Here is a 24,227-nt window from a genome sequence, read left to right as displayed (position 1 = left end):
GACGTGTGGAGTGACGCGGGCCCACGACCTGGTGCGGCTCCGGCGTCCCGCCGAGCTTTCGGGTAGTGCCCCGCAATGGGTGAGCTCGGCGCTGGCCCGGGCACCGTGGGCGGTTGTGCGTCGCAGTGCCGTCCGCGACGGCCAGGTGCCGGTGGGGGTGCGCGGTCCGGCGCGCGATCAGCGCTGGGCCGCCGTGGTCACGGCAGTGAGCATCGTCGAGCGGTTGACGCCAGAAGAGCTCGTGGAGCGGGTGGCAAGTCTGCCGCTGCGGACCCCGGCGTCGCGGACACTCGCCGAAGTGCGGCATCTGCTCGCGCCGGCGACCATGCCGTGGGGGCCGACCGGCAGCGCCGGCTTCGAACTCGCCACGGGACTGCCAACGCTGCGCCCGCAGAGCGACCTCGACCTCGTCTTGCGGGCACATCCGCAAGACCTATCCACGCGATGGGATTTGCTGACCCGATTGCGCCACGGCTTCGCCTGCCTACCCGCCCACGTCGACGCCCAGCTCGACCTCGGCATCGGCACCGTCGCGTTGGAAGAGCTGTTGTCGACGGTCGACGAGGTGCTGGTACGGACCCCGACCGGGCCAGCACTCATGCCCGTCGTAGCGCTGCTGGAGCGTCGGTGACTGCCTTTCTCTTTCCGGGGCAAGGCTCTCAACGGCCCGGAATGCTCAGCGTCGAGGGCTTGTGTCAGGAGACGCTCGAGGAGGCCGAGACGTTCCTCGCCTCGCGTGCCGATCTGCCGAGCTTCGCCGATTTGGACAGCGTTGACGGTCTTGCCCGCTCCAGCAATGCACAGCTCGCTCTCCTCATCGCCGGCACTGCCTGCGCGCGAGCGCTTCTCAAACGCGGGGTTCCCGATCCAGATGTGGTGGCCGGCCATTCCGTGGGGGCGTGCAGCGCGGCGGTCCTTGCCGGGGCACTTCTGTTCACCGAAGCGCTCGACACGGTGGCGCTGCGCGCCTCGGAGATGGAACGCGTCTGCGCGGCAGGACGTTGGGGCATGACCGCGGTAGACGGCGTCGACGCGCGTACGGCCGAGGCAGTCGCGCGTGAGGTGGGTTCGGCGCAAGACCCGCTGTGGGTGGCAAACGTCAACAGCCGCCGACAGGTCGTGTTCAGCGGCTCATGGGGTGCATTGAACGCCCTCGATCTCGCAGCCGAACACGCCGGAGCCCAACGAGTGCGACGACTTGGTGTCAGTGTCGCCTCCCACGGCGCGCTTTTGAAACCGGTGCGCGATGCGCTAGCCGACCACCTCGCCGCCGTACCGCCACGCCCGCTACGGGCCGCCTACCTGACCAACACCCGTGGCCGGCGAACCCAAGACAGCCACGCCGTGCTCGCCGATCTGATCGAGTCGGTGGCTCAGCCAGTCCAATGGCGCACCATCGCCGAGATTCTGCCCGAACTTGGTGTGACGCACGCGGTGGAGATGCTCCCCGGAGACGTACTGACCCGCCTCACCGATAGCCCCGACATCCACGTGATGTCGACGGCCGATCTGGGGCTGATCACGACCATGCACCGGCTCACCCGCTCACGGCGTTCGAGGGGACCAAGCAGATGACGGAGTACCGCAGCATCGCCGCACTTGGCAGTTCCTACGCAGCCGGCCCGAACATCAAGCCCATCGTGAACCGTGCCGCCATGCGGTCCGGCAACAACTACGCTCACGTACTGGCCCGCTCGATCGGTGCCGACCTCACCGACCTCACCGTCTCCGGGGCAACGACTCCCACCATCCTCGACACCCCCCAGCGCGTTGGTCTAGTGAAGTTTGCCCCCCAGCTTGCGTCGCTGCCTGCCGATACCGACCTCGTCCTGGTGACGGCCGCAGGCAACGATCTCGGATATCTGGGCTCGGCCATCAAACTCGCCGCGTACTTCATCCTCGACAAGTACACCCGCGGCCAGCTGCGCCGCTGGAAGCCGCCCCGCCTGCCAGTCACCACCGATACGACCGGAGCCGGAGTGCAGTGGTCGGAAACCGCCAACGCAGACGACTGGCCCAAGAACCTGATCCGGCGCCCGGTGCGGACGCAGTTCCGAACATCGGTGTACCGACCGCTCGGTGTCGTCGTCGGCGATATGAATCCCTAGGGCTGATGAGTGGGCGTCAAGGTTTGATCCGCGTTCGGACGACAGACAAGCGCTTTACCAGCAGATACGAGTGGGGCGGGCGGGGCTCGAACCCGCGACCAACGGATTCGGTTTTGGACGTTCTCAACGACTCCCCTGGAATCCCGTTATTTCCCAGTGCCACAAGGGATCCGACGCCGCTCGATGCGCAACGAAAATCTGCTGATTCCGGTCGGATCCCATTCATAACCGATGAAAAAAGGATCAGGACAATGTGTAGGGACATACAACATAAATTAGGGTCGCGAAACCATCCACGCCGTGCCGCGGCCGCCGAAGTTCACCGGGCGCAACAAGCCCCACCCAAGGACTGGCCTTGGTCACGCCCGTCGGAGTGGCTGGCATATTGCCCGTCACGTCGCGGTAATCGTTCTCCGAAGCTCTGCGGCGATCGCCTGCATCCCTGCGGCGTTGGGATGGAAGGAAGCCGGGAAGCGGTGGAGGGGCTGCATGGGCTGGACCCATGGCTCGACGCTGCCGAGTTCATGTCCGATCCCCAGCCGTGATGCGTGTAACACCTCAGCGCCAGCGTTGTTAGCTGCGGCGTCGAAGACGCCGGTCAGTTGCTGGTGAACCGCCGCCAACGCATCGATGGCCGCCGAGTCGAAAGGGACATCCTCACCGGGGGTGGTTGATTCGGAGACCATCGGGAGGTAGTCCACCAGGACGACTCGAGCCGTCGGCGCGCGCCGACGTGACTCCACGACGATTTTAGTCAGTCCGAGTACGGCACCATCGCGCTGTCGGGAGGTCGTGACCGGCAGGCGGGGCGGCTTCCAGCGGCGCAGCTGGCCGCCGGTGTACTTGTCGAGGATGAAGTACGCGGCGAGTTTGATGGCCGAGCCCAGATATCCGAGATCGTTGCCTGCGGCCGTCACCAGGACGAGGTCGGTATCGGCAGGCAGCGACGCAAGCTGGGGGGCAAACTTCACTAGACCAACGCGCTGGGGGGTGTCGAGGATGGTGGGAGTCGTTGCCCCGGAGACGGTGAGGTCGGTGAGGTCGGCACCGATCGAGCGGGCCAGTACGTGAGCGTAGTTGTTGCCGGACCGCATGGCGGCACGGTTCACGATGGGCTTGATGTTCGGGCCGGCTGCGTAGGAACTGCCAAGTGCGGCGATGCTGCGGTACTCCGTCATCTGCTTGGTCCCCTCGAACGCCGTGAGCGGGTGAGCCGGTGCATGGTCGTGATCAGCCCCAGATCGGCCGTCGACATCACGTGGATGTCGGGGCTATCGGTGAGGCGGGTCAGTACGTCTCCGGGGAGCATCTCCACCTGCCGCACTACGAACTGACCGAACCCGAAAATGATTCCGTGCGCGTACTCGGCCGTCAGCGCGTCGACCCGAACCGGCCGCACCCGTTCACTTCGGAGGGCAACACCGAGTTCAATGCGTTGATCTGGATGCCGCCGGCCGGCGAGCCGGCCGGGGACATCGTGCTCGTCGACTCAACGAACTTCACCACGCTGTTCGGCGGCACAGACAGCCTCAAAAACTTCTGGCGCAACCTGGCGACGATGAAATAACTACCGGAAGTTCAGGACCTTGTCGCCCCACATCGGACGGATGTCGCGATCAAGGTCGTTGACCACAGTGTCGGTGCGACCGATGACCAGGCAGGCCCGATCGGCCTCTTGGTAGGGAATCCAGGCGGGCTCGTCGGGCAGGCCGAGCGGCTTTCCGTGGGCGGCAAAGTTCAGCCAGCGCGCCTGCACGCGCTTGGAAACGGCCTGCCCGGCCTTTAGGCCGCCGAGCTTGAAGGTCGGATCCTTCGGACCCATGCTGAGATTGCCCCAGACGTACGGCAATTCCGTCGCGTGGGCGGCCCCGATGCGCAGGAGCCGCAGCATCGGCGTGGCGAAGTCGAATCGATAGAGATATGCCGGGGCGACAGTGCTGTGCCCTTCGGCGAGCCAGACCGACGGCATTCGGAAGCCGAGGTCACGAGCGACGGCCATGCCGCGCGCCTTGATCCGCAAACCCTCATATGCGGAGCCGATTTCCTCTTCGGTCGGCAGCACCAATTCCGGTTGCTCCGAGGCGATTTCAGCGAACATCGCCTTCAGCGCCGGGGGCGTGATCGGCATCAGTGGCGACTTCATCCACCTGAACAACGCGGCTTCGTGCCTGTTGGTGCCGATGATCAGCGGGACCGGAAGCGATCGGCCTGTGCGTGCCAGCTTGACCGGATGTTCAGGAACCAGGTCGCCATCGATCATCGGAGCAAATGCCCGCGTGCCAGGCGTCTGCATCGGCACAGCCTCAAAGAGGTTTTGCGACGCGGTGACGAGGGCGTTGGCAGGCACCTCGCGTAGCCGGTCGACATTTCCCGGCTCGACCCCCAGCTCCTTCAGGAAAAGCTCGGTAATGCGTTGCGTGCGCTTGGGATCGTAAACCGAAGTGGCAGGCGAGCTTTGGGCGATCGCTCCGACGAAGAGGCCCTCGGCCGCGGGGCTAGACAACAACGTGGTGACGATGCCGGCGCCAGCCGATTCTCCGAATATCGTGACCCGATTGGGGTTGCCGCCAAACTCCGCGATGTTGTCGCGCACCCACCGCAGCGCGGAAATCACGTCGCGCAGGCCGAGGTTGGTGTCGTAGCGGTCGCTGAAAGAAGACAGGTCGAGGAACCCGAACGCGTTGAGGCGGTAGTTGATGGTGACGACGACAGTGTCGCCGTTGCTGGCGAGAACGCTTCCGTCGTACAGCGGCTGGCTCCCGGAGCCCAACACGTAGGCGCCACCGTGCAGCCACACCATCACTGGTTTGGCGTCGCCGGCCGTACTGGGGACCCAGATATTCAGCGACAGGCAGTCCTCATCTGGCGGTGCACCGAGGTCCAACGGGACTACGGGCAGCGTCGGCTGTGGGCACACTGGGCCGAACGCGGAGGCGTCGACGACTTCGGTCCATCGCTTGGGCGGTTGTGGTGCTCGCCAACGCAGATCGCCGACCGGCGGTGCGGCGTAGCGGATGCCCTTCCAGACCCGTACGTGGCCGTGGTCGGCACCGCGAACGGGGCCGTATGCCGTCTCGACGACCGTGCTGTTGTGTGTCATGCGCCTCTTTGCCCGTAACCGGTTATTTGTATCGATTGCGATGGCTTCCAGAATTGCGGCGCGGACGGTGAAAGTCGCCACCGCTGACACCCATTCACGGTTCCCGCTAGCGATATTCCATAGATACCTGCCAGCTGTAAGCGCTCCCGCGCGCGCATACCGGCGCAGCCAAGCATGCACGGTCTGGCGAGACACCCCATAGCGACGGGCAACGGTGCTGATCACCGCCCCGTCCAGCACCTCGAGCACCGCCCGATAACGCAACTCGGACACCCGCAACTCCCGCAACATGCCGGCCCCTTCCGCAGTCCACCCACGACTACGAAAGAAACCACCGCGACCCGCTCGCAAGGAACCAGGGTGTAAAGCACCTACCGGAACTGTTGTCGCGCACCTACCGGAACCACGTCCCAGAACCGTAAAGCAGGAACCGGAACCGAAATGTCAAGCATGAACCGGAATCGCACAAACTGCATGCTGACGCAGCGCTGACGCAGACCCCCCGACGCAAGCTGACTGCTCATGTGGTCGAGACAAAAACCGCCTCTACCTGTGAGAACTTCAGTGCCCCCAGTCGGACTCGAACCGACACTGTGCGGATTTTAAGTACGCCCATTGCGGGAGTTGTCAGGGTCTATCACTCAATTGGAAGACCTCAACTCGTGTCGTAAGTGGCCAAATCCCCCCACCGACACCGCGCCACTGAACGCCGAGAGGACCACCGGAGTTGTCACATTGATGGTGTTAGAGCGTCTCGGTTGATGATGGTTGTTGTCGGCGCACGTCGAGGTCGAGCCCGCGATGGAGCTTTTGGCTTGCGGGCGCGGCGTCGGTTATCTCCTTAAAAGCCGAGTCACCGACGTGGCGGAATTCATCGCCACGGTGGAGCGAATCGCCAGTGGCGCTTCGGTCGTCGACCCCGCGCTAGTGCAGGAGTTGGTGTCAGCGCGCCGACGCGACGACCCACTCGCCGCGCTCAGCGCACGGGAATGAGAGGTGCTGGCCTTGATGGCAGAGGGACGTTCCAACGCCGGCATTGCGCACCGACTCTGGGTAACCGAGGGCACCGTCGAAAAACACGTCCGCAGCATTCTCATGAAGCTGAACCTGCCGGAGACCGACGACGACCATCGTCGCGTGCTTGCGGTTGTCACCTTCCTCGAAGCGCGGTGATCAGCGGACGATTTGCAGTTGACCGGTAGCGGGGATTGCCGCTGCCTGGGGGCATTGAGGGGTGTCAGCGGTAGCGACAGCGGATCACGGGCACGCAATCCTGGGAGATGACCATGCCGCGCGGCGTAGGCCGAATAGGCGGCACATGTTGCGATGGCAGCGAGGCAACGAACGGAGCGACATGGTATCGATGATGCGGGCGCAGCGGTTTTACAGTGACACGAAAACCGTTGTAGTGGAGGACGTTCCGATTCCCGAACCCGCGCCGGGCGAGGTGCTCGTCAAGGTCGCGTTCTGTGGCATCTGCCATTCCGACCTGAGCCTGATCAACGGCACCTTCCCGCCGGAGCGGCCGGTGGTGACCCAGGGCCACGAGGCCTCTGGCACCATCGCCAAGCTCGGCCCCGGCGTCACCGGCTGGCAAGAAGGCGACCGGGTCATCGTCCCCGCCGGGCGCCCATGCACGACATGCCCGAACTGCCGGCGCGGCGACCTGGCGAACTGTCTTCGCATCCAGCTGATGGCGTTCGCCTACGACGGTGCGTGGGCGGAGTACACGGTCGCCCAGGCGATCGGCCTGACGCGCGTCCCCGACAACGTAGCAATGGAGCAGGCCGCCATCCTCGCCGACGCGGTGTCCACACCGTTCGGCGCGGTGGTGCGCACCGGAAAGGTCGGCGTCGGCGAGTCGGTCGGGGTGTGGGGCCTCGGCGGCGTCGGCACCCACATCGTTCAGCTCGCGCGGCTTGTCGGTGCCGTCCCGGTGATCGCCGTCGACACCAAGGCTGAGGTGCTCGACCGCGCGCTCGAAGTCGGCGCCGACTATGCGTTCGACGCCCGCGACGAGGAGCTCCGCGACAAGATCGCCGACCTCACCGGCGGACGCAAGCTCGACGTCGCGTTCGACGCGGTGGGCCTCAAGTCGACGTTCGAACAGGCGCTGGATTCTGTGCGAGTCGGCGGTCGCCTGGTTGCGGTGGGAATGAGTGACCAGTCGCCGACGGTTGGACCCACCGAGATGTTCGGTTTGTCGCAGAAGCACGTGCTGGGCCATCTCGGCTATCAGAACGTCGACATCGAGACGCTCGCTACGCTCGTCTCCACCGGACGGCTGGATCTGTCTCGGTCGATCAGCGACATCGTTTCCCTGGAGGACGTCGCAGTGGGCATCGAGAAGCTCGAACACCAGGAGGGCAACCCGATCCGGATCCTGGTCAAGCCGTGAGCGCGCTGACCGGACGGGTCGCGCTGGTCACCGGCGCATCCGGCGGCATCGGCAAGGGGATCGCCCGCGCACTCGCCGACGACGGCGTGGATCTGTTTCTGACGTACGGACGCCATGGCGACGACGCGGAAGAGGCCGCGGCGTATGCCCGCGGATTGGGGCGGCGGGTCGTCGTCGCGTCCGCCGATCTTGCCGACCCGAGTCCCCTTCGCGCCTGGTGGAACAGGCCAACATTGAATTGGGCGGCGTCGACGTGCTGGTCGCCAACGCCGGCACCGCGACGATAACCGGTTGGCAGGACATCGATTTCGAGTCGTGGAGCACCACGCTCGCGATCACCTGACCGCTCCGTTTCTGCTTGCTCAGCAGGTGCTGCCTGCCATGGTCGAAAAGCGGTTCGGACGAGTGCTGTTCATCTCGTCGATCGCGGGGCTCAACGGCGGCGTCGTCGGCGCGCATTACGCGGCCAGCAAGGCCGGCCTGCACGGGTTGACCCAACACCTGGCAAACAAAACCCCCGTTGTGCCAAGAGTGTGCCAAGACACGCAGATACGGCCCGACACTCGCTGGACCGAGAAGTCATGGAAAGGTCGCTGACCTGGATGTTTCGAGGCGCTACGGGACTGGGTGAAACGCGAGATACGGCCGGGCAGGGCTTTACACACCAGCGGTCGGCGGTTCGATACCGTCCGCGCCCACCAGTGTTGCGCCCGCGCGTCGTTGTCGGCGTAGAGCCGGGTGTGGCAACCTCTGGGGCGTGGGCGAGCAATCCGTGCGGCCGTTTTGTATCGACGTTCCCGACGACGTCCTGGACGACCTGCGATCGCGTTTGGCACGGACCCGCTGGCCGGAAGCCGAGTGCGTCGACGACTGGAGCCAGGGCATGCCGTTGGCCTACACCCGGGAGCTGGCCGACTACTGGGCCAACGAGTACGACTGGCGGTCCCGTGAGGCCGCGCTCAACCGGTTCGACCAGTTCGTCACCGAGATCGACGGCCTGGACATTCATTTCATCCACCAACGCTCGCCGCACGAGGACGCCTTCCCACTGGTGATCACCCACGGCTGGCCGGGCTCGATCGTGGAGTTCCACAAGGTGATTGAGCCGCTGACCAATCCGGAGTCGGGGCGGGCCGAGGACGCCTTTCACGTGGTGTGCCCGTCGCTTCCGGGCTACGGATTCTCCGGCAAGCCCACCCGCGCCGGATGGGGCGTCGAACAGATCGCCGCGGCGTGGGAGACGCTCATGCTGCGCCTGGGCTACGACCGCTACGGCGCGCAGGGCGGCGATTGGGGCGCGGCGGTCACCACCCAGATCGGCCGAAGCGGCGGCCACTGCGTGGCCATCCATGTGAACATGCCGATCGGGCGTCCCACACCCGAAGCCCTGAAGAACCCCACCGACCAGGAGCGGAAGGCGTTGGCGGCGCTGGCCGAGCACCGCAGGTCGGGCACCGGCTATTCCAAGCAGCAGTCCACCCGGCCGCAAACGGTGGGCTACGGGCTGGTGGACTCGCCGGTGGGACAGCTGGCGTGGATCGTCGAGAAGTTCTGGGCCTGGTCGGACTGCGACGGGCATCCCGAGAACGCCTTCAGCCGCGACGAGCTGCTCGACAACGTGATGATGTATTGGGTCACGGCCACCGGGGCCTCGTCGGCCCGCTTGTACTGGGAGAGCTTCAGGGTGTGGGGTCAGATGGAGCGGGTCGAATTGCCCACCGGCATCGCCGCTTTCCCGGCGGAGCTGCTGAAGTCCCCGCGGTCGTGGTGCGAGCCGGCTTACAACATCACGCACTGGACGGACATGCCTCGCGGCGGGCACTTCGCGGCGTTCGAGCAACCGGACCTGTTCGTCGAGGACCTACGGGCTTTCTTCGCGACGATCCGCTGAGATACACACTCGGCCGCAAGGGATTCGCGTCAGCCGCCCGGCGGCGCGAAAAACTCCAGGGCGATCCCGTCGGGGTCGCGAAAGCTCAGCCCCGAGCCGTACGGCGCGTCCACGATGCCGCCGTGTTTGATACCCAGTTCGTCCAGGCGCGTGACCCACTTCTCCAGCTCGGCGCGGTCGCCGCAGCCAAAACCGACGTGGTCGAGACCGAGACGTAGCTCGCTGAAGGCCTCGTCGGGAGCCGGCCGGTCATGCTGGTGGATGCCGAACACAGTGTGGCCGTTCAGCATCCAGACCAGGTGCCGGAAGCCGGCGTCGGTGTGCTCGTCGAGTATCGGATCGGAGCCTAAAAGCGTGCGATACCAGGGGCCACTGACCTCGAGGTCACGCACCGTGACCGCGACGTGGTTGAGCGCGGGGAAAGTCATGCCGTCGACTCTAGCCCTAGGCGATTCGCCGGCCGCGGCGCGCCCGAGATCGCATGTCCCACAAGTAAAGCCGGTAGCTGAAGAGCCACGCCCGGTGCGGGATCAGCCGGTCGGCCAGCCGCAGGGCGACCAGCAGCCAGTCGAACCGGCGTTGCTGGCTCCGCGACCAGTCAAGCCGCATCATCGCGCGGAACTCGGGCGCCAGGAATCCCGTCGTCGCGAACAGGTTGAACGGCCCCGCCAGCATCCGCAGCGGCCACGGCAGAAACGCCATCGATGCGACCCCGTGCAGGTGCTCGCGCACCGGCGGGTCGATGCGCAGCTGGTCGAGGGAGCGCTTCCAGTACGCGTCGAACGCGGCCCGGTCCGGTGGCCACATCCGCTCGGGCACCTGCAGCGTCGTGCCCAACCGTTTAGCGTCGCGATAGACGGCTTCGGCGCTGTAGTCGTCCAGCGGGCCGTGCAGGAACTCGTGCTGGTCGACGAAATAGCGGTACAGGCAGCCGGCCACCCACAGCTGCAGCTTGGGGTCAAAGGCGTTGTAGGACACCGGGCTCGACGGCGTCGACCGCACCTGCCGGTGCGCGACGTCCACGGCGCCGCGGATCAGCGCCCGGTCGGACTCGGTCCCGATGGCCGCGACCGCAAGGTAGGTGCCAGTGGTGCGGGCCCGCTTGAACGGATGTTTGTAGACATTGCCGCTGTCGACCGGGCTCTCCAGCACGCCGTAGCCGACGCCGGGCAGCGACAGCTGCATGATCACGTTTGCCGCCGGCAGCAGGACCGCGGCCGGGTTCAGCAGGTCGGCGATCCGGGTCGCGGGCCCCTTCATGGCTGATGTCGCCTCATGCAATCGAGTAGACCACGTGTGAGACGCTGCCGGAATGTTTGCGACGAGGCGCCATGACCGGATCGCCGGCATGCTGGCCGGCTACCTGGCCGACCTCGCGCTCGGCGATCCGAAACGGGGTCATCCGGTCGCCCTGTTCGGCCGGGCGGCCGCGCGGGTAGAGGGCATCGCGTACCGCGACACCAAGGCCGCCGGTGCGCTGCACGTAATCCTCATGGTCGGTGCGGTAATCATCCTGGGCGCGGCGGCCATACCCCGGGGCCGGTTCCCCTCCGTCGCTGCCACCGCCACGGCAACGTGGATCTCGCTGGGCGGAACGTCGTTGGCGCGCACCGGCCTGGAAATGTCGCAGTTGCTCGAGCGCGGCGACATCGGGGCCGCCCGTCGGCTGCTGCCCTCGCTGTGCGGGCGCGACCCGGCGCGCCTCGACGGCGCGGGCCTGACGCGGGCGGCGCTGGAGTCGGTCGCGGAGAACACCTCCGACGCCGCGGTGGCGCCGCTGCTGTGGGCGGCCGCGGGCGGTGTGCCCGCCGTGCTCGCCTACCGTGGCATCAACACGCTGGATTCGATGGTCGGCCACCGCTCTCCCCGCTACGTCCGATTCGGTTGGGCCGCAGCCCGATTGGACGACGCGGCCAACTACATCGCCGCCCGGGTGACCGCGGCGCTCGTCGTCGCGTGCGCGCCGGTCGTGTCCGGATCACCCGCGGCCGCATTGGGCGCCTGGCGCCGCGACGCCGCCCGGCATCCCAGCCCCAACGCCGGTGTCGTCGAGGCGGCCTTCGCCGGGGCGCTGGGCGTCCGGCTCGGCGGGCCCACCCACTACCACCACGAGGTGCAGATCCGGCCCACCCTCGGCGACGGCCGGCCGCCCACGGTGGCCGACCTGCGGCGCGCGGTCGCGCTGTCGCGGGCGGTGCAGGCGGCGGCCGCCGCGGTGATCGCGCTGGCCTACCGGCGGCGGCCGTAGCGGTCGGCGAGTTTCTCCTCAACGGTCACCGGGGTTTCGGTGGCCTGTTGCTTTTCGCGGCGGCGAACGCGGATCTCGGAGTAGGCGAAGTAGCCCAACCCGATCGGCGCGAGGATGCCGAACGAAATCCACTGAATCCCGTAGGACAGGAACGGTCCGGCGTCCAGGTGCGGCACACCGATCACGCCGAGGCCGCCGGGCTGGTTGTCGACCAATTGCAGGTAGGACCCGGCCAGGGGGACCTTCATCACCGTCGCGACCTGAGCGGTGTTGATCGAATACACCTGCTGCACACCGTCACTGAAAAACGGATCCTTGCCCGGCGCGGTCGGCTCGGAGTCGCGCAGCCGCGCCGTGATGGTCACCGTCTCCGCCGGCGGCCGCGCGATCGGGGGCACGCGCGACCCCTGCACGGGCCGCACATAGCCGCGGTCGACCAGCACGGTCGGGCCGTCGTCGACGACGAACGGCGCCAGCACCTCGAACGCCGGGTCACCCTCGACCACCCGCAGCCGGGCCAGCACCGAGGTGTCCGGCAGGTAGTGTCCGGTCGCCGTCACCCGGCGCCACTGCGCGCTCGGGGCCGACGAATCCTGCTGGGGCAGAACCGTTTTCAGCGCGACCGGCGGGGTGTTGAGGGAGGTCTCGATCTGGTGGTTCTCCCGCGAGGTCCTGGTGTTCTTGCCCAGCTGCCAGGGGGCCAACACCACGAAGCACAGATAGGTGAAGGCGATGACCACCAGCGCCAGCGCAATCCAGCCCGGGCGCAGCAGGAAAGCCAGGCGGCCCATCAGGCTTGTCCGTTGCCCGCGAGCCGTTCGTCGACCCAGGCGTGCAGCCCGGGCAGGGCGGCCTCGATGACGGCGAGGACCCGCTCGAAGTCTTCGTGGCCGCCGTAGTACGGGTCGTCGACGTCCAGCGGATGGGAACCCGAGCGCGGGTCGAACGACCGCAGCATCCGGATCCGGCCGTCGTCCACACCGAGCTGCCGCAACAGCCGAAGGTGATTGCGGCCCAGGGCCACCACCAGATCGGCCGACAGGTGGTCGTCGTCGAGCTGAGCGGCGCAGTGAGCGGTGGAATAGCCGTGGGCGCGCAGCACCCGGGCGGCGCGGTCGTCGGCGCAATCGCCGACGTGCCAGTTGCCGGTGCCGGCACTGGTCACCCGCACCGCGTCACCCAGTCCGCGCCGCCGCAGCTGGTCGGCGAACATCTTCTCGGCCATCGGCGAGCGGCAGATGTTGCCGGTGCAGACGAAGGTGATGTGCAGCGGTTCGCCCCGGCGACGGTGCGGGCCGTCGGACGTCCCGCTGAGGAGTGGGGCATTGGCATCAGACACCGAGGGCCCTCCGCAGGTCGTCCATCGTCGCGGCATGCGTCACGCCGGTGACAGTGGCGCCGTCCGCGCCAAAATGAGCGAAGTCGTCCCGCCCGTAGCCCCAGCCGACCACCACGGTGTCGATGCCGTGGGCGGCCGCGCCGTGCACGTCGTGGCTACGGTCACCCACCATCAGCACGCGCCGGGGCAGCGGCTGCAGCTGTTCCAGCGCGTGGGCGAGCACCTCCTCCTTGCTCTTGCGCGAGCCGTCCGGCGTCGCGCCGGCGATGACCTCGAAATGCTGCTCGACGCCGAAGTGGGCCAGGACGCGCCGGGCCGTCGGTTCCAGCTTGGAGGTGGCCACGGCCAACCGGACGCCGGCGGCGCGCAGGTCGGCCAGCAGCGGCTCGATCCCGTCGAACAGCGTGTTCATCGCCCAGCCCCGGCTGCCGTACTCGTCACGGAAGGCCGCGATCGCCTCCTCGGCGGACTCGCCGAGCATCGACCGGAACGTGTCGTCCATCGGCGGGCCGACGATTTGCGCGACCAGGTCACCCTCGGGCACCTGCGCGCCGATGTGGTCGAGCGCGTGCCGGAAGCTGGCCACGATGCCTTGCGCCGAGTCGGTCAGGGTGCCGTCGAGGTCGAAGATCACCAGTTCCGCGGCTACCTCGGGCATCCCCGGCCGCGTAGCGGCGAGGGGGCCGTCGCCGGGAGGAGGCGGGCAATCCGCCGACGTAGTGCTTGTCACCTCCCCATTGTCCTCGATGGGCGCATCTCGGGTACCACGGTGTTCCTGCCCCACGCTCAACGCGGCGCACTAGTGTTTCACTGATGGCGACTCTGAACCCGAGCCCGCCTGCGACGGCCCGCTATCACGGTGACCAGGCCGCCGCGCCGGGGATGCTCGACTTCGCCGTCAACGTCCGCCATGCGCAACCGCCCGAGTGGCTGACGCAGCGGCTGGCCGCGCGGCTGCCGGATCTGGCGCGCTACCCGGGCGACGACGAGGTGCACCGGGCGCAAGACGCCGCAGCGCAGCGGCACGGCCGAGCGCGCGACGAGGTGCTGCCGCTCGCCGGCGCCGCGGAAGGGTTCGCGTTGCTGCCCAACCTGCGTCCGGCGCGGGCGCTGATCGTGGCGCCCTCGTTCACCGAGCCGGCCGTGGCGCTGGCCACCGCCGGGATACCTGTCGAGCATGTCGTCCTCGAGCCGCCGTTCGGCCTGGACTGCGCGACCGTCCCCGAGGATGCCGACCTCATCGTGGTGGGCAATCCGACCAACCCCACCTCGGTGCTGCACACCCGCGAGCAGCTGCTCGCGTTGCGCCGGCCCGGGCGGATCCTGGTGGTCGACGAGGCGTTCGCCGATTCGATCCCCGGCGAACCGGAGTCGCTGGCCGCCGACTCGCTGCCCGACGTGCTCGTGCTGCGCAGCCTGACCAAAACGTGGGCGTTGGCGGGGTTGCGGGTGGGCTATGCCCTTGGCTCGCCAGAGGTGTTGGCGCGGTTGACCGCCCAGCGGGCGCACTGGCCGGTGGGGACGCTGCAACTGACGGCCATCGCGGCGTGCAGTGGTCCGCGGGCGGTCGCCGAAGCGGCGGCCGGCGCGGCGCGGCTGGCCGAGTCGCGTGCGGAGATGGTGGCCGGACTGGCCTCGGTGGGCGCCGACGTGGTCGCCGGCCGGGCCCCGTTCGTCTTGTTCCGCGCGCCGGATGCCGCGCGGATGCGAAAAGAGTTGGAGCGCAAGGGGATCGCGGTTCGCCGATGCGACACGTTCGTCGGTCTGGACGAGCGCTACCTGCGGGCGGCGGTGCGCCGCGAGTGGCCGCTGCTGGTGCAGGCGATCGCGGAGGTGTCGCGGTGAGCGTGCGGCTGGCCGACGTCATCGAGGTGCTCGACGGGGCGTACCCGCCGCGGCTCGCGCAGTCGTGGGATTCGGTGGGCCTGGTGTGCGGGGACCCCGACGAGGCGGTGGGCTCGGTGACCGTCGCCGTCGACGCGACACCGGCGGTGGTCGACGAGGTTCCCGAGGGCGGCCTGCTGCTGGCCCACCACCCGTTGTTGTTGCGGGGGGTCGACACGGTGGCGGCTAATACGCCGAAAGGCGCGCTCGTGCATCGCCTGATCCGAACGGGGCGTTCGCTGTTCACCGCGCACACCAACGCAGACTCGGCGTCGCCCGGTGTGTCCGACGCGCTCGCCGACGCGCTCGGCCTCGCCGTCGACGGCGTGCTCGAAGCGGCGGAGGCTGCGGGCGACCTGGAGAAGTGGGTCGTCTACGTGCCGCGCGAGAACGCGGAAGCGGTGCAGGAGGCCGTGTTCGAGGCCGGCGCGGGCCACATCGGCGATTATTCGCACTGCAGCTGGAGCGTCAGCGGCATCGGGCAGTTCCTGCCGCACGAGGGCGCCACACCGGCGGTGGGCAGCGTCGGCAGCGTCGAGCGGGTCGCCGAGGACCGGTTCGAGGTCGTCGCACCCGCGCGGGCGCGCGGCGACGTGCTGGCGGCGATGCGCGCGGCCCATCCCTACGAGGAACCCGCGTTCGACGTCTTCGCCCTGGTCCCTCCGCCCGGCGACGCCGGGTTGGGCCGCATCGGCACGCTGTCACGACCGGAACCGCTGCGCGACTTCGTCTCCCGCGTCGATACCGCCTTGCCTCAGACGTCCTGGGGAGTCCGCGCCGCGGGGGACCCGGACGCGCCCGTGTCGAGGGTCGCCGTCTGCGGCGGCGCCGGGGACTCGTTGCTGGCCGCCGCGGCCGGCGCGGGCGTGCACGCGTACGTCACTGCCGACCTGCGGCACCATCCGGCCGACGAACACCGCCGGGCCTCGGAAGTGGCCCTGGTCGACGTGGCACACTGGGCGAGCGAATTCCCCTGGTGCGAACAGGCCGCCGCCGTATTGCGGTCGTATTTCGGTGAGGCGCTGAGCGTGCGGGTGTGCGCCATCCGCACCGACCCGTGGAACATTGGGGGAAGTCAGTAATGAAAGCGGAAGTGGCACAGCAGCTTTCGCTGCTCGAGTTATCGAAGCTGGATGCCGAGTTGTCGCGCATCGCGCACCGCGCCACGCATCTGCCGCAGCAACAGGAGTATGAGCGGGTGCAGGCCGAGCGCAACGCCGCCGGCGACCGGCTGGGCGCCGTCCGAATAGCGATGGAAGACTTGGACGCCCAGGTGTCACGGCTGGAGTCGGAGATCGACGCGGTGCGCCAGCGCGAAGAGCGCGACAAGTCGCTGCTGAGATCGGGTGCCACCGACGCCAAGCAGTTGTCCGATCTGCAGCACGAGCTGGAGACCCTGATTCGCCGCCAGACCAGCCTGGAGGACTCCCTGCTGGAAGTGATGGAGCGCCGCGAGGAGCTACAGGCCCAGCTGAGCGCCGAGCAGGCCGCGGTCGAGGCGCTGCAGTCCGAGCTGGCCAGCGCCAAGCAGGCGCTCGATGCCGCGTTCGCCGAGATCGACAAGGCCCGCCAGGAGCATTCGTCCCGGCGCGATTCGCTCTCGGCGGCATTGGACCCCGCCCTGTCCGCCCTCTACGAGCGGCAGCGCGCCGGTGGAGGGCCGGGCGCCGGGCCGCTGCTCGGCCCCCGCTGTGGCGCCTGCCGGATCGAGATTGGTCGCGGCGACCTGTCCCGGATATCGGCCGCCGCCGAGGACGAGCTGGTGCGATGCCCCGAGTGCGGCGCGATCCTGTTGCGGGTCAAGGGGTTCGAGAAGTGAAGGTCGTCATCGAGGCCGACGGTGGGTCGCGCGGCAATCCCGGACCGGCCGGGTACGGCGCGGTGGTGCGCAGCGCGGACCGTTCGACGGTGCTGGCCGAATCCAAGCAGGCCATCGGCGTGGCGACCAACAACGTCGCCGAATACCGTGCCCTGATAGCGGGTTTGGAAGACGCCGCGAAACTGGATGCCACCGAGGCCGCCGTCTTCATGGATTCCAAGCTGGTGGTCGAGCAGATGTCGGGCCGGTGGAAGATCAAGCACCCCGACCTGATCGAGCTGAACGCCCAGGCGCGCAAGTTGGCGTCACGGTTCGACCGGATCAGCTACGCGTGGGTTCCGCGGGCCCAGAACTCGCACGCCGACCGGTTGGCCAACGAGGCGATGGACGCCGCGGCCGGTATGGACGAGCAGGCTGCGGAAACGGCCGCGCCGGCCGTCGCCGAGGCCGCGAAAACCACTGCGGCCGAGGCCAAGACGTCGCCCGGGTGGACCGGCGCGCGCGGCACGCCCACCCGGTTGCTGCTGTTGCGGCATGGGCAGACGGAGTTGTCGGCGCAACGGCGCTATTCGGGGCGCGGCAATCCGGCGCTGACAGAGGTGGGACGGCAGCAGGCCGCCGCCGCCGCACGGTATGTCGCGGAGCGCGGCGGGATCGCCGCGGTGTTCTCCTCGCCGCTGCAGCGGGCGTACGACACCGCGGCGGCGGCCGCCAAGGCGCTGGGCCTGGACGTCACCGTCGATGACGACTTGATCGAGACCGACTTCGGCGCCTGGGAGGGGTTGACGTTCGCCGAAGCGGCCGAACGCGATCCGGAGCTGCATCGTCGCTGGCTGCGTGACACCGGCACCACGCCCCCGGGCGGTGAAAGCTTCGATGCGGTGCTCGATCGGGTGCTGCGGGCGCGTGAGCGGATCGTCGCGGCACACCAGGGCGCGACGGTTCTGGTGGTGTCGCACGTGACGCCGATCAAGATGCTGCTGCGGCTGGCGCTGGACGCCGGGCCGGGCATCCTGTACCGGCTGCACCTTGACCTGGCGTCGTTGAGCATCGCCGAGTTCTTTTCCGACGGGCAATCATCGGTGCGTTTGGTGAACCAAACGGGTTATCTTTAGGCGGGCACAAGGGGGACACCGATGCAGCCGTCTCAGCCACGCCATGAACCCGTTCCCGCGGATATCCGCGCGCAGGTGATGCCGGCGGCGCTCGACGAATTGGCCCGCTGGGGCGTCGAGCGGTTCAGCATCGAGGCCCTGGCGGAGCGTCATCGCCTCGATCCCGCGATGATCTACCGGTACTGGGGCGGCCGGCAACAACTCATCGTCGCCGCGGCCCTCGCCGACGCCGAGGCATTCAGTACGGCCACCGACACCGGCTCGCTGCGCGGGGACCTGCTGGCGCTGGCGCGGAACGTGGCCGATCGGCTCAACACCGACGAGGGACGCATCTTCGTGCGGGCGCTGGTCATGGACCGCCGCGGGCATCACGACGAACAATCCCGAATTATGTTGTGGCGAGCGCGTTTTGCCGCTGTGCGCGCCGTCGTTGACCGAGCCAGGGAACGCGGCGAACTGCGCGAGGGCGTCAATACGCTGGTGGCCGTGCAGATCCTCCTGGCGCCGTTGAACATCCGCGTCCTTTACTCCGACGCCCGCATCGACGACCACTATTGCGCGACCGTCGCCGACATGGCATGGCATGCGCTCGCGCGAAAGTAGCCGGCGCTACGCGGGCGTGAACTCGACCGGCAGCGCCGCCGGGGAGCGGAATGCCACCCCGCTGACACGCGGCGCCGCAGCGGTCGGATCCAGTCGTAGGTCGGGCAGCCGGTCCAGCAGCGCGTTGATGGCCACCGCGCCCTCCATCCGCGCCAGGTGCATGCCCAGGCACAGGTGTGGGCCACCGCCGAACGTCAGGTGCGCGATGTTCTTGCGGGTGGGATCGAAGCGGTCGGGGTCGTCGTAACGCGCCGGGTCCCGGTTGGCGGCCGCGACGCTGACGCTGACATGGGTGCCCGCCGGGATCGCGACCCCGGCGAGCTCGCAGTCGTCGACCGCCGTCCGCACCACCGTGGTGATCGGCGGCTCCCAGCGCAGCGCCTCCTCGAAGGCGCCCCGCAGCCCGGCGCGATCGGCGCGCAGCGCGTCCAGCAGCGGTGCATTTGCGCCGCTCCTCCTCATCGCTTCGCTCTGCATCGTCGCCGGCGCGGGTGCATTTGCGCCGCTCCTCATTGCTTCGCTCTGCATCGTCGCCGGCGCGGGTTCGGTGAGCAGGGCGACCAGCAGGTTGCCCGAGGCGCGGTAGGTTGTCTCGACGCCAGCGGGCAGGATCAGCAGCAGAAACGCGAAGATCTCGTCGTCGGTCAGGCGCGCGCCGTCGATTTCCGATTCCGCCAGCGTGCTGATCAGGTCGTCCTGCGGGCGGCGGCGTCGCTCCGCGAGCACCTCGCCCAAGTAGGCCTTCAACGACCGGGATGCGGCGAGCCCGCGCTCCCAGTCGTAGACGACGTTGAGCAGCTCGATCGACAGCCGCTGGAAGCGCAGGTAATCCTGTCGCGGCAGACCCATGATCCGCGCGATGACCTGCACCGGGAACGCGAAGGTGAACTCGCGGACCAGCTCGGCCCGCCCGCGCGGTGCGAACCGGTCGATGAGCTCGTGGACCACCACCTCCACCAGATCGGTGCGCCACCGCTCGAGCAGCGTGGTCCGAAACGACGGGGACACCAGGGCCCGGCCCGCCCGATGCTCGGCGCCCTGGAGTTCGAGCAGCGTGCGGCCCATCACCGGGCCCATGATCTGCTCGTAGATCGACGACGAGAAGGTGTCGGGATGTGTGAGCACCGTCTGGCATTCGTCGTACCCGAGGACTGTCACCCCGAGCTCGCCGACCTGCCCGGAATTGATCTCGGCGAACGGGTTTCCCGGCATCACCCGGTGTCGCTCGCGGGCCTCGCGGAGCCGCTCGTGCACGTTCTCGACGTGCATGAGCAGCCCGCCCTGCATTTCGGCGGGGTCGAATTCCTCGGCGGTCACGAGGCCGGCACCGTCTCGGTGTCGCGTCCAGACCGCAGCATTGTGCCGGGCAGGGCGCCGGTGGCGGCGCCGTCGCGGCAGACCTCGACGCCGCCCACCCACACCGAGGAGATTCCGTAGGCGTCGGCGACCAGCCGCGGCGCCCCCGCGGGCAGGTCGTAGCGGGTGCGCTCGGGGCCGTGGTCGACGGTCAGCGGGTCGAACATCACCAGGTCGGCGTGCCAGCCGGGCGCGATCCGGCCGCGTTCGGATAGCCCGTAGAACCGGGCCGGCACGTCGGTGATCAACCGGACGGCTTCTTCGAGCGTCACCACGTGGTGCTCGCGGACGCCGCGCCCGAGCAGCGATGTCGTGTAGATCGCGCCGCACATCATGTCGAGGTGCGCGCCGGCGTCCGAACCGCCGATCACTGCACCCGGGTGCTGCCATACTTCGGCGCGCGCCCGCCAGTCGGCCGCGTCGTCGCCGGTCAGCGATGGGCTGAGGCCGGTGCGCAGCTCGTCGGCGATCACGATGTCCAGCAGCGTGTCGAAGGGCTCGGCGCCGCGGGCGGCGGCGATCTCGCCGACGCTGCGGCCCGTGGCGTCGGCGTTCTGGGGCGCGAAGGTTTCGACGATGACCAGCCGGTCCCACTGCGCCAGCCCGCGCAGCATGCCGGCCTCCTTCGAGGACGCGCCCTCGGCGAGGCGGCGGCGCACCTCCGGATCGGCGAGCGCCTTGAGCCGTTCGGGAACCGGAAGGTGCATGGTGTCGCGCCAGCCCGGGAGCCCGTCGAGCACGAAGCCGGACAGGAACGACAGCCGGATCTTCATGGCCTGCGGCAAGGTGAGCGCGACCACTCGGCCGCCGCGTTGAGCGGCGGCCTCTGAGGCGCGCAGTTGCCGGCGGTGCCCGTCCGGGTTGGTCGCCGAGACGCCCAGCAGGTTCCAGTTCAGCGGCCGGTCGGCGGCTTTTGACATGTCGGTGAGCAGCGCGATGTCGTCGTCGGTGAAGCCAGACAGGCAGCCGGGGATGATCGCCTCGAGGGTGGTGCCGGCATGGTCGCGGAGGCCGCCCGCCAGCGCCATCAGTTCGTCGCGCGACGCGCTGCGCGACGGTACGGGTTGCCCGGCGCCGTCGTTGTGGGTCGGAGACTGTGACGTCGAGAGCCCGAGCGCGCCCGCGTCCAGCGCGTCGTGCAGCACGGCGACCATCTTTTCGAGGTGGTGTGGGGTAGCGTCGCCGCCGACGGCGTCGCCCCCCATCGCGGCCAGCCGCAGCGCCGAATGACCAACCAGGAAGCCGGCATTGACGGCGATACGGCCTTCCAGGCGGTTCAGCCAGTCGCCGAACGAGGCCCAGCCCCAGTCGAGCCCGGCCCGTAGTGCGTCCAGCGGCATGCCCTCGACGCGGGCGAGCATGCGGGTGAGGTAGTCGTGCTGCTCGACGGCCGCGGGCGCGAGCGTGAAGCCGCAGTTGCCACCGAAGACGGTGGTGACGCCGTGCTGCACCGACGGGCTGGCGGTCGGGTCCCAGAACAGCTGCGCGTCGTAATGGGTGTGCAGGTCGACGAAGCCTGGCGCGAGCGCCTGCCCTTGGGCGTCAACGGTTTTCGCGGCTTGGTCCTCGACCTCGCCAACGGCGACGATCCGGCCGTTGCTGACCCCGACGTCACCGTGGCGGGCGGGCGCGCCGGTGCCGTCGACGATCTGGGCGTCGCGGATGAGCAGGTCGAGCATTTCGGGCCTCCTACACCCCTAGGTTTTCGCGAGCCACCCGTCGTCCGGCAGCGGGTGGCGGAACAGCTGTGCCGCATTGCGGTGGGTGATGCGCGCCGCGTCTTCGGCAGAAAGGCCGGCGACGTTGCGCGCCACGACTTGTTGGGTGTCGGGCCAGGTCGAATCGGCGTGCGGGTAGTCGCTTTCGACGAGGATGCGCTCGGCGCCGATCGCGTCCAGCGCGGCGAACGCGTGCGGGTCGTCGATCGAGCAGAACCAGAAGTTCCGCCGCAGCACCTCGCTGGGGAGCAGGTCGCTCTTCCATGCCCCGCCCTCGTGGCCCGAAGCCGAGTGGGCCAGAACGTAATCGGCGCGGTCGCCGAGCATGGCCGCCCAGCCGAGGCCGCCCTCGGCCAGCGTGATGTTCAGCCGCGGGAAGCGCACCGGGATGCCCGACCACAGCATGTCGGCGCTGGCGACCAGGCTGTTGACGGGGAAAAGCGTGGTGATGGTTTCAAAAGGCGTGTCGGGGGCGGGGATCGGCGCCCACTGCGCGGAACCGGTGTGCAGGCAGACCACGGTGTCGGTCTCCTCACAGGCGGCGAAGAACGGGTCCCATACGCCGCTGTGCAGGCTCGGGATTCCGCATTGCGCGGGCAGTTCGGGGAAGCTGACGGCCTTGAAGCCGCGTTCAGCGTTGCGGCGGATCTCCTCGGGTGCGAGCTGGGGGTCGGCCAGCCACGGCAGCTGCAGCGGGATGATCCGGTCCGGGTAGTGGCCGGCCCACGCCTCGAGATGCCAGTCGTTCCACGCCCGGAGCGTGGCGAGCCCCAGCTCCACGTCCTCGCTTTTCCAGAACACGGTTCCGGCGAAGCCGGCGATCAGGGACGGGAAGTTCAGCGAGGCCCAGATCCCCGCGATGTCCATGTCGGCGATCCGGGCGTCGATATCCCAACAGCCGCGGCGCATTTCGTCGAACCGGGCGGCGTCCATGCTCCATTCCTCGTGCGGCCGCCCGATCACCGCGTTGAGCCCGATGTTGGGGTAGTCCCGGCCCTCGTAGCGCCATACCTGGCGCCCGTCGTCGGTCTCGACGACCTGCGGCGCGCGTTCGGCGAGCGCCGTCGGGAGCCGGCCGGCGAACATGTCCGGCGGCTCGATGACATGGTCATCGACCGAGATCACGACGTGCTGTCGCAGCCGGGGATCTGGGTCTGGCAGCAGCGCCATACCTGTCGACTATCGTCGGTTTTCCGGCCGTGTCAATGCTATCTATGCAATGAATGCAATGATGCCTCCCACGAGTGTGTAGTCAGGGCTTTCACTGTGAGTCCAGGGCGCGGAATTAACCGATTTTCCGCCCTGAGCGCACACTCGAAGCCCTCAGTACACAGTCGAATGCAAGTCGTTTCGAAGTTGTCGGGCGGGATGACGGACAACGTTGACCTGCAGTGGAACCATGCGGGGATGGATCCCAGCCGGGATGGCGACGGTGAGCCGGCCGCGACGGGGCTGGTCCTCTTCGCGGCACCCGTTCAGCCGGAATACCGACCCGCGATGCGTGTGTGGACTTCCAGACCGCTGGCGTCGTCGGGAACCTGCGGCGGGTCCAGCTTTGCCATCTCGCTGTTCGAAGCCGCGGCCGAGGTCGATGGCATAGCGGCTTCATCGTCAGGGCCACCCGATGCTTCCGGTGTTGCTCGTTCTAAGAACCGGAGCAGTTCGACGGGGAAGGGAAGCACCAGGGTCGAGTTCTTCTCCGCGGCGACCTCGACCACGGTTTCCAAGAGCCGCAACTGAAGCGCAGCCGGGTGGGCGGTCATTGTCTCGGCCGCCTGGGCCAGTTTTGCAGACGCCTGCAGTTCACCGTCGGCCGTGATCACCCGAGCCCGCCGCTCACGCTCCGCCTCGGCTTGACGCGCGATCGACCGCTTCATCGAATCAGGCAGTACGACATCCTTAATTTCCACGCGGTCGATCTGAACACCCCAGCCCACCGCGGGGCTGTCGATCATCAACTCCAGGCCCTGATTGAGACCCTCGCGATTGCAGAGTAGGTCGTCCAGGTCGCTTTTGCCGATGATCGACCGCAGCGATGTCTGCGCCACCTGGCCAATAGCGGACACATAGTCCTGGACGTCGACAACCACACGCACCGGGTCCGCAACATTGAAATAGATGACTGCATCCACTCGCACGGTCACGTTGTCGCGGGTGATGCCATCCTGCGCGGGCACCGGCATCGTGATGATCTGCATGTTCACCTTCTCGAGGCGATCGGCGATTGGAATCAGCAGTGTGAGTCCCGGTCCACGGACAGCGGTTTGCACACGTCCGAATCGAAAGACGACGCCTCGTTCGAATTGCTTGACGACCCGAACGCTTGTGCCCAGCCACAGCACACCAAGGCTGAACATTGCCGCCAGTGCGCAAATAATGATCATTTTGTCCTCCACTTCCGCCTCGGCAAGACCTGTCGGTACTTCTCGGCGAGTGCGGGCAACTTACGGCCGATGAAATGTCGACTACCCCCAGTATGGGCCGATCACCCGAGGCGTGCGGTGGCCCGAGGCCCCACCTCACCAAAACGACACGACCCCTCGGCGCGGCTAATGATGGAAGCCATCCAAGACAGCATGGCTGCTGGGCTTTACGAAGGGAGCTCGGCGCCCAATGCGAAGGGGCTCAAAGCCCTTCTAACCCGAATG

The 24,227-nt window shown here is 68.1% G+C and carries 24 protein-coding genes and 3 pseudogenes; 15 read left to right on the top strand and 12 right to left on the bottom strand.

Annotated features, from left to right (window positions below; genetic code table 11):
- The first annotated feature begins 10 nt into the window (after nucleotides 1-10).
- Genes A5764_RS24145 through A5764_RS24135 form a run of 3 tightly spaced genes read left to right on the top strand, consistent with a single transcriptional unit; the run spans nucleotide 11 to nucleotide 2,108 of the window.
- Nucleotides 11-631: a malonate decarboxylase holo-ACP synthase gene (locus A5764_RS24145; protein WP_197501710.1), complete on the top strand. Its 621-nt coding sequence runs from the start codon at nucleotides 11-13 to the stop codon at nucleotides 629-631.
- Nucleotides 628-1,575: an ACP S-malonyltransferase gene (locus A5764_RS24140; protein ID WP_156664847.1), complete on the top strand. Its 948-nt coding sequence runs from the start codon at nucleotides 628-630 to the stop codon at nucleotides 1,573-1,575. The genes A5764_RS24145 and A5764_RS24140 overlap by 4 nt, the downstream gene beginning before the upstream one ends.
- Nucleotides 1,572-2,108: a GDSL-type esterase/lipase family protein gene (locus A5764_RS24135; RefSeq protein ID WP_067118336.1), complete on the top strand. Its 537-nt coding sequence runs from the start codon at nucleotides 1,572-1,574 to the stop codon at nucleotides 2,106-2,108. Before A5764_RS24140 ends, A5764_RS24135 begins: the two co-directional genes overlap by 4 nt.
- A 392-nt stretch (nucleotides 2,109-2,500) precedes the next feature.
- Here A5764_RS24135 and A5764_RS24130 read toward each other — a convergent pair whose 3' ends face one another.
- Complete coding sequence (locus A5764_RS24130; protein WP_067118333.1) at nucleotides 2,501-3,286, bottom strand: SGNH/GDSL hydrolase family protein; 786 nt, start codon at nucleotides 3,284-3,286, stop codon at nucleotides 2,501-2,503.
- Between the two features lie 128 nt (nucleotides 3,287-3,414).
- On the opposite strand from A5764_RS24130, the pseudogene A5764_RS24125 reads away from it, so the two are divergent.
- Nucleotides 3,415-3,675: pseudogene (locus A5764_RS24125) on the top strand (hypothetical protein); the annotation flags it as partial.
- On the opposite strand, the gene A5764_RS24120 reads toward A5764_RS24125, so the two are convergent.
- Together A5764_RS24120 and A5764_RS28565 are read right to left on the bottom strand one after the other, a co-directional pair.
- Nucleotides 3,676-5,208, bottom strand: coding sequence for a carboxylesterase/lipase family protein (locus tag A5764_RS24120; protein ID WP_067118327.1), 1,533 nt, complete (start codon nucleotides 5,206-5,208; stop codon nucleotides 3,676-3,678).
- Between the two features lie 141 nt (nucleotides 5,209-5,349).
- Nucleotides 5,350-5,499: pseudogene (locus tag A5764_RS28565) on the bottom strand (helix-turn-helix domain-containing protein); the annotation flags it as partial.
- Between the two features lie 477 nt (nucleotides 5,500-5,976).
- Here A5764_RS28565 and A5764_RS24115 point away from each other — a divergent pair.
- The 5 genes and pseudogenes from A5764_RS24115 to A5764_RS24100 form a co-directional block, all read left to right on the top strand.
- Nucleotides 5,977-6,381 (top strand): annotated as a pseudogene (locus A5764_RS24115) (LuxR C-terminal-related transcriptional regulator); the annotation flags it as partial.
- Between the two features lie 181 nt (nucleotides 6,382-6,562).
- The gene (locus tag A5764_RS24110; protein WP_067118482.1) at nucleotides 6,563-7,606 is read left to right on the top strand and encodes a zinc-binding dehydrogenase; all 1,044 of its coding nucleotides are present in this window, start codon (nucleotides 6,563-6,565) and stop codon (nucleotides 7,604-7,606) included.
- Complete coding sequence (locus A5764_RS29755) at nucleotides 7,603-7,893, top strand: SDR family NAD(P)-dependent oxidoreductase (RefSeq protein WP_255361131.1); 291 nt, start codon at nucleotides 7,603-7,605, stop codon at nucleotides 7,891-7,893. The genes A5764_RS24110 and A5764_RS29755 overlap by 4 nt, the downstream gene beginning before the upstream one ends.
- Before the next feature lie 28 nt (nucleotides 7,894-7,921).
- Nucleotides 7,922-8,203: an SDR family NAD(P)-dependent oxidoreductase gene (locus tag A5764_RS29750; RefSeq protein ID WP_255361130.1), complete on the top strand. Its 282-nt coding sequence runs from the start codon at nucleotides 7,922-7,924 to the stop codon at nucleotides 8,201-8,203.
- Between the two features lie 175 nt (nucleotides 8,204-8,378).
- On the top strand, nucleotides 8,379-9,497 hold the full coding sequence (locus A5764_RS24100; protein WP_067118480.1) for an epoxide hydrolase family protein: 1,119 nt from the start codon (nucleotides 8,379-8,381) through the stop codon (nucleotides 9,495-9,497).
- A gap of 29 nt (nucleotides 9,498-9,526) precedes the next feature.
- Here A5764_RS24100 and A5764_RS24095 read toward each other — a convergent pair whose 3' ends face one another.
- Entirely contained in the window at nucleotides 9,527-9,925 is a 399-nt protein-coding gene (locus tag A5764_RS24095; RefSeq protein ID WP_067118323.1) for a VOC family protein, read from the bottom strand.
- A 16-nt stretch (nucleotides 9,926-9,941) separates the two neighbouring features.
- Nucleotides 9,942-10,757, bottom strand: coding sequence for an oxygenase MpaB family protein (locus A5764_RS24090; RefSeq protein ID WP_067118320.1), 816 nt, complete (start codon nucleotides 10,755-10,757; stop codon nucleotides 9,942-9,944).
- Between the two features lie 52 nt (nucleotides 10,758-10,809).
- Here A5764_RS24090 and A5764_RS24085 point away from each other — a divergent pair, with 52 nt between their 5' ends.
- On the top strand, nucleotides 10,810-11,745 hold the full coding sequence (locus A5764_RS24085) for a cobalamin biosynthesis protein (protein ID WP_067118317.1): 936 nt from the start codon (nucleotides 10,810-10,812) through the stop codon (nucleotides 11,743-11,745).
- Here the strand turns inward: A5764_RS24085 and A5764_RS24080 are convergent.
- From A5764_RS24080 to A5764_RS24070, 3 genes are all read right to left on the bottom strand, one after another.
- Nucleotides 11,727-12,536, bottom strand: coding sequence for an SURF1 family protein (locus A5764_RS24080; protein WP_067118316.1), 810 nt, complete (start codon nucleotides 12,534-12,536; stop codon nucleotides 11,727-11,729). The genes A5764_RS24085 and A5764_RS24080 overlap by 19 nt on opposite strands.
- Nucleotides 12,536-13,015 (bottom strand): low molecular weight protein-tyrosine-phosphatase, encoded by a 480-nt coding sequence (locus A5764_RS24075; protein ID WP_255361136.1) that lies wholly within the window; start codon nucleotides 13,013-13,015, stop codon nucleotides 12,536-12,538. The genes A5764_RS24080 and A5764_RS24075 overlap by 1 nt, the downstream gene beginning before the upstream one ends.
- Before the next feature lie 61 nt (nucleotides 13,016-13,076).
- Entirely contained in the window at nucleotides 13,077-13,814 is a 738-nt protein-coding gene (locus A5764_RS24070; protein WP_197501708.1) for an HAD-IA family hydrolase, read from the bottom strand.
- A gap of 83 nt (nucleotides 13,815-13,897) precedes the next feature.
- Between A5764_RS24070 and cobC the strand changes: the two genes are divergently transcribed.
- Genes cobC through A5764_RS24045 form a run of 5 tightly spaced genes read left to right on the top strand, consistent with a single transcriptional unit; the run spans nucleotide 13,898 to nucleotide 18,505 of the window.
- The gene (cobC, locus tag A5764_RS24065) at nucleotides 13,898-14,929 is read left to right on the top strand and encodes an Rv2231c family pyridoxal phosphate-dependent protein CobC (RefSeq protein ID WP_067118313.1); all 1,032 of its coding nucleotides are present in this window, start codon (nucleotides 13,898-13,900) and stop codon (nucleotides 14,927-14,929) included.
- On the top strand, nucleotides 14,926-16,050 hold the full coding sequence (locus A5764_RS24060) for a Nif3-like dinuclear metal center hexameric protein (RefSeq protein ID WP_067118310.1): 1,125 nt from the start codon (nucleotides 14,926-14,928) through the stop codon (nucleotides 16,048-16,050). Before cobC ends, A5764_RS24060 begins: the two co-directional genes overlap by 4 nt.
- On the top strand, nucleotides 16,050-16,787 hold the full coding sequence (locus A5764_RS24055) for a zinc ribbon domain-containing protein (RefSeq protein WP_067118307.1): 738 nt from the start codon (nucleotides 16,050-16,052) through the stop codon (nucleotides 16,785-16,787). The genes A5764_RS24060 and A5764_RS24055 overlap by 1 nt, the downstream gene beginning before the upstream one ends.
- The gene (locus A5764_RS24050; protein WP_067118304.1) at nucleotides 16,784-17,902 is read left to right on the top strand and encodes a bifunctional RNase H/acid phosphatase; all 1,119 of its coding nucleotides are present in this window, start codon (nucleotides 16,784-16,786) and stop codon (nucleotides 17,900-17,902) included. The genes A5764_RS24055 and A5764_RS24050 overlap by 4 nt, the downstream gene beginning before the upstream one ends.
- 21 nt (nucleotides 17,903-17,923) lie before the next feature.
- The gene (locus A5764_RS24045; protein WP_067118302.1) at nucleotides 17,924-18,505 is read left to right on the top strand and encodes a TetR-like C-terminal domain-containing protein; all 582 of its coding nucleotides are present in this window, start codon (nucleotides 17,924-17,926) and stop codon (nucleotides 18,503-18,505) included.
- A gap of 6 nt (nucleotides 18,506-18,511) precedes the next feature.
- Here A5764_RS24045 and A5764_RS27850 read toward each other — a convergent pair whose 3' ends face one another.
- The 4 genes from A5764_RS27850 to A5764_RS24020 form a co-directional block, all read right to left on the bottom strand.
- Entirely contained in the window at nucleotides 18,512-19,822 is a 1,311-nt protein-coding gene (locus tag A5764_RS27850) for a cytochrome P450 (protein ID WP_082951872.1), read from the bottom strand.
- Entirely contained in the window at nucleotides 19,819-21,540 is a 1,722-nt protein-coding gene (locus A5764_RS24030) for an amidohydrolase family protein (RefSeq protein ID WP_067118299.1), read from the bottom strand. The genes A5764_RS27850 and A5764_RS24030 overlap by 4 nt, the downstream gene beginning before the upstream one ends.
- Nucleotides 21,541-21,558: 18 nt before the next feature.
- Complete coding sequence (locus A5764_RS24025) at nucleotides 21,559-22,749, bottom strand: amidohydrolase family protein (protein WP_067118296.1); 1,191 nt, start codon at nucleotides 22,747-22,749, stop codon at nucleotides 21,559-21,561.
- Between the two features lie 305 nt (nucleotides 22,750-23,054).
- Nucleotides 23,055-23,963 carry an SPFH domain-containing protein gene (locus A5764_RS24020; RefSeq protein WP_067118470.1) on the bottom strand — a complete coding sequence of 303 codons (909 nt, stop codon included), beginning with the start codon at nucleotides 23,961-23,963 and terminating at the stop codon, nucleotides 23,055-23,057.
- Between the last annotated feature and the right edge of the window lie 264 nt (nucleotides 23,964-24,227).

This window comes from Mycobacterium sp. 852002-51057_SCH5723018, assembly GCF_001667035.1.
Lineage (GTDB): Bacteria > Actinomycetota > Actinomycetes > Mycobacteriales > Mycobacteriaceae > Mycobacterium.
The sequence above is the reverse complement of the archived record's forward strand: the minus strand, read 5'-3'. Positions and strand labels throughout refer to the sequence as shown.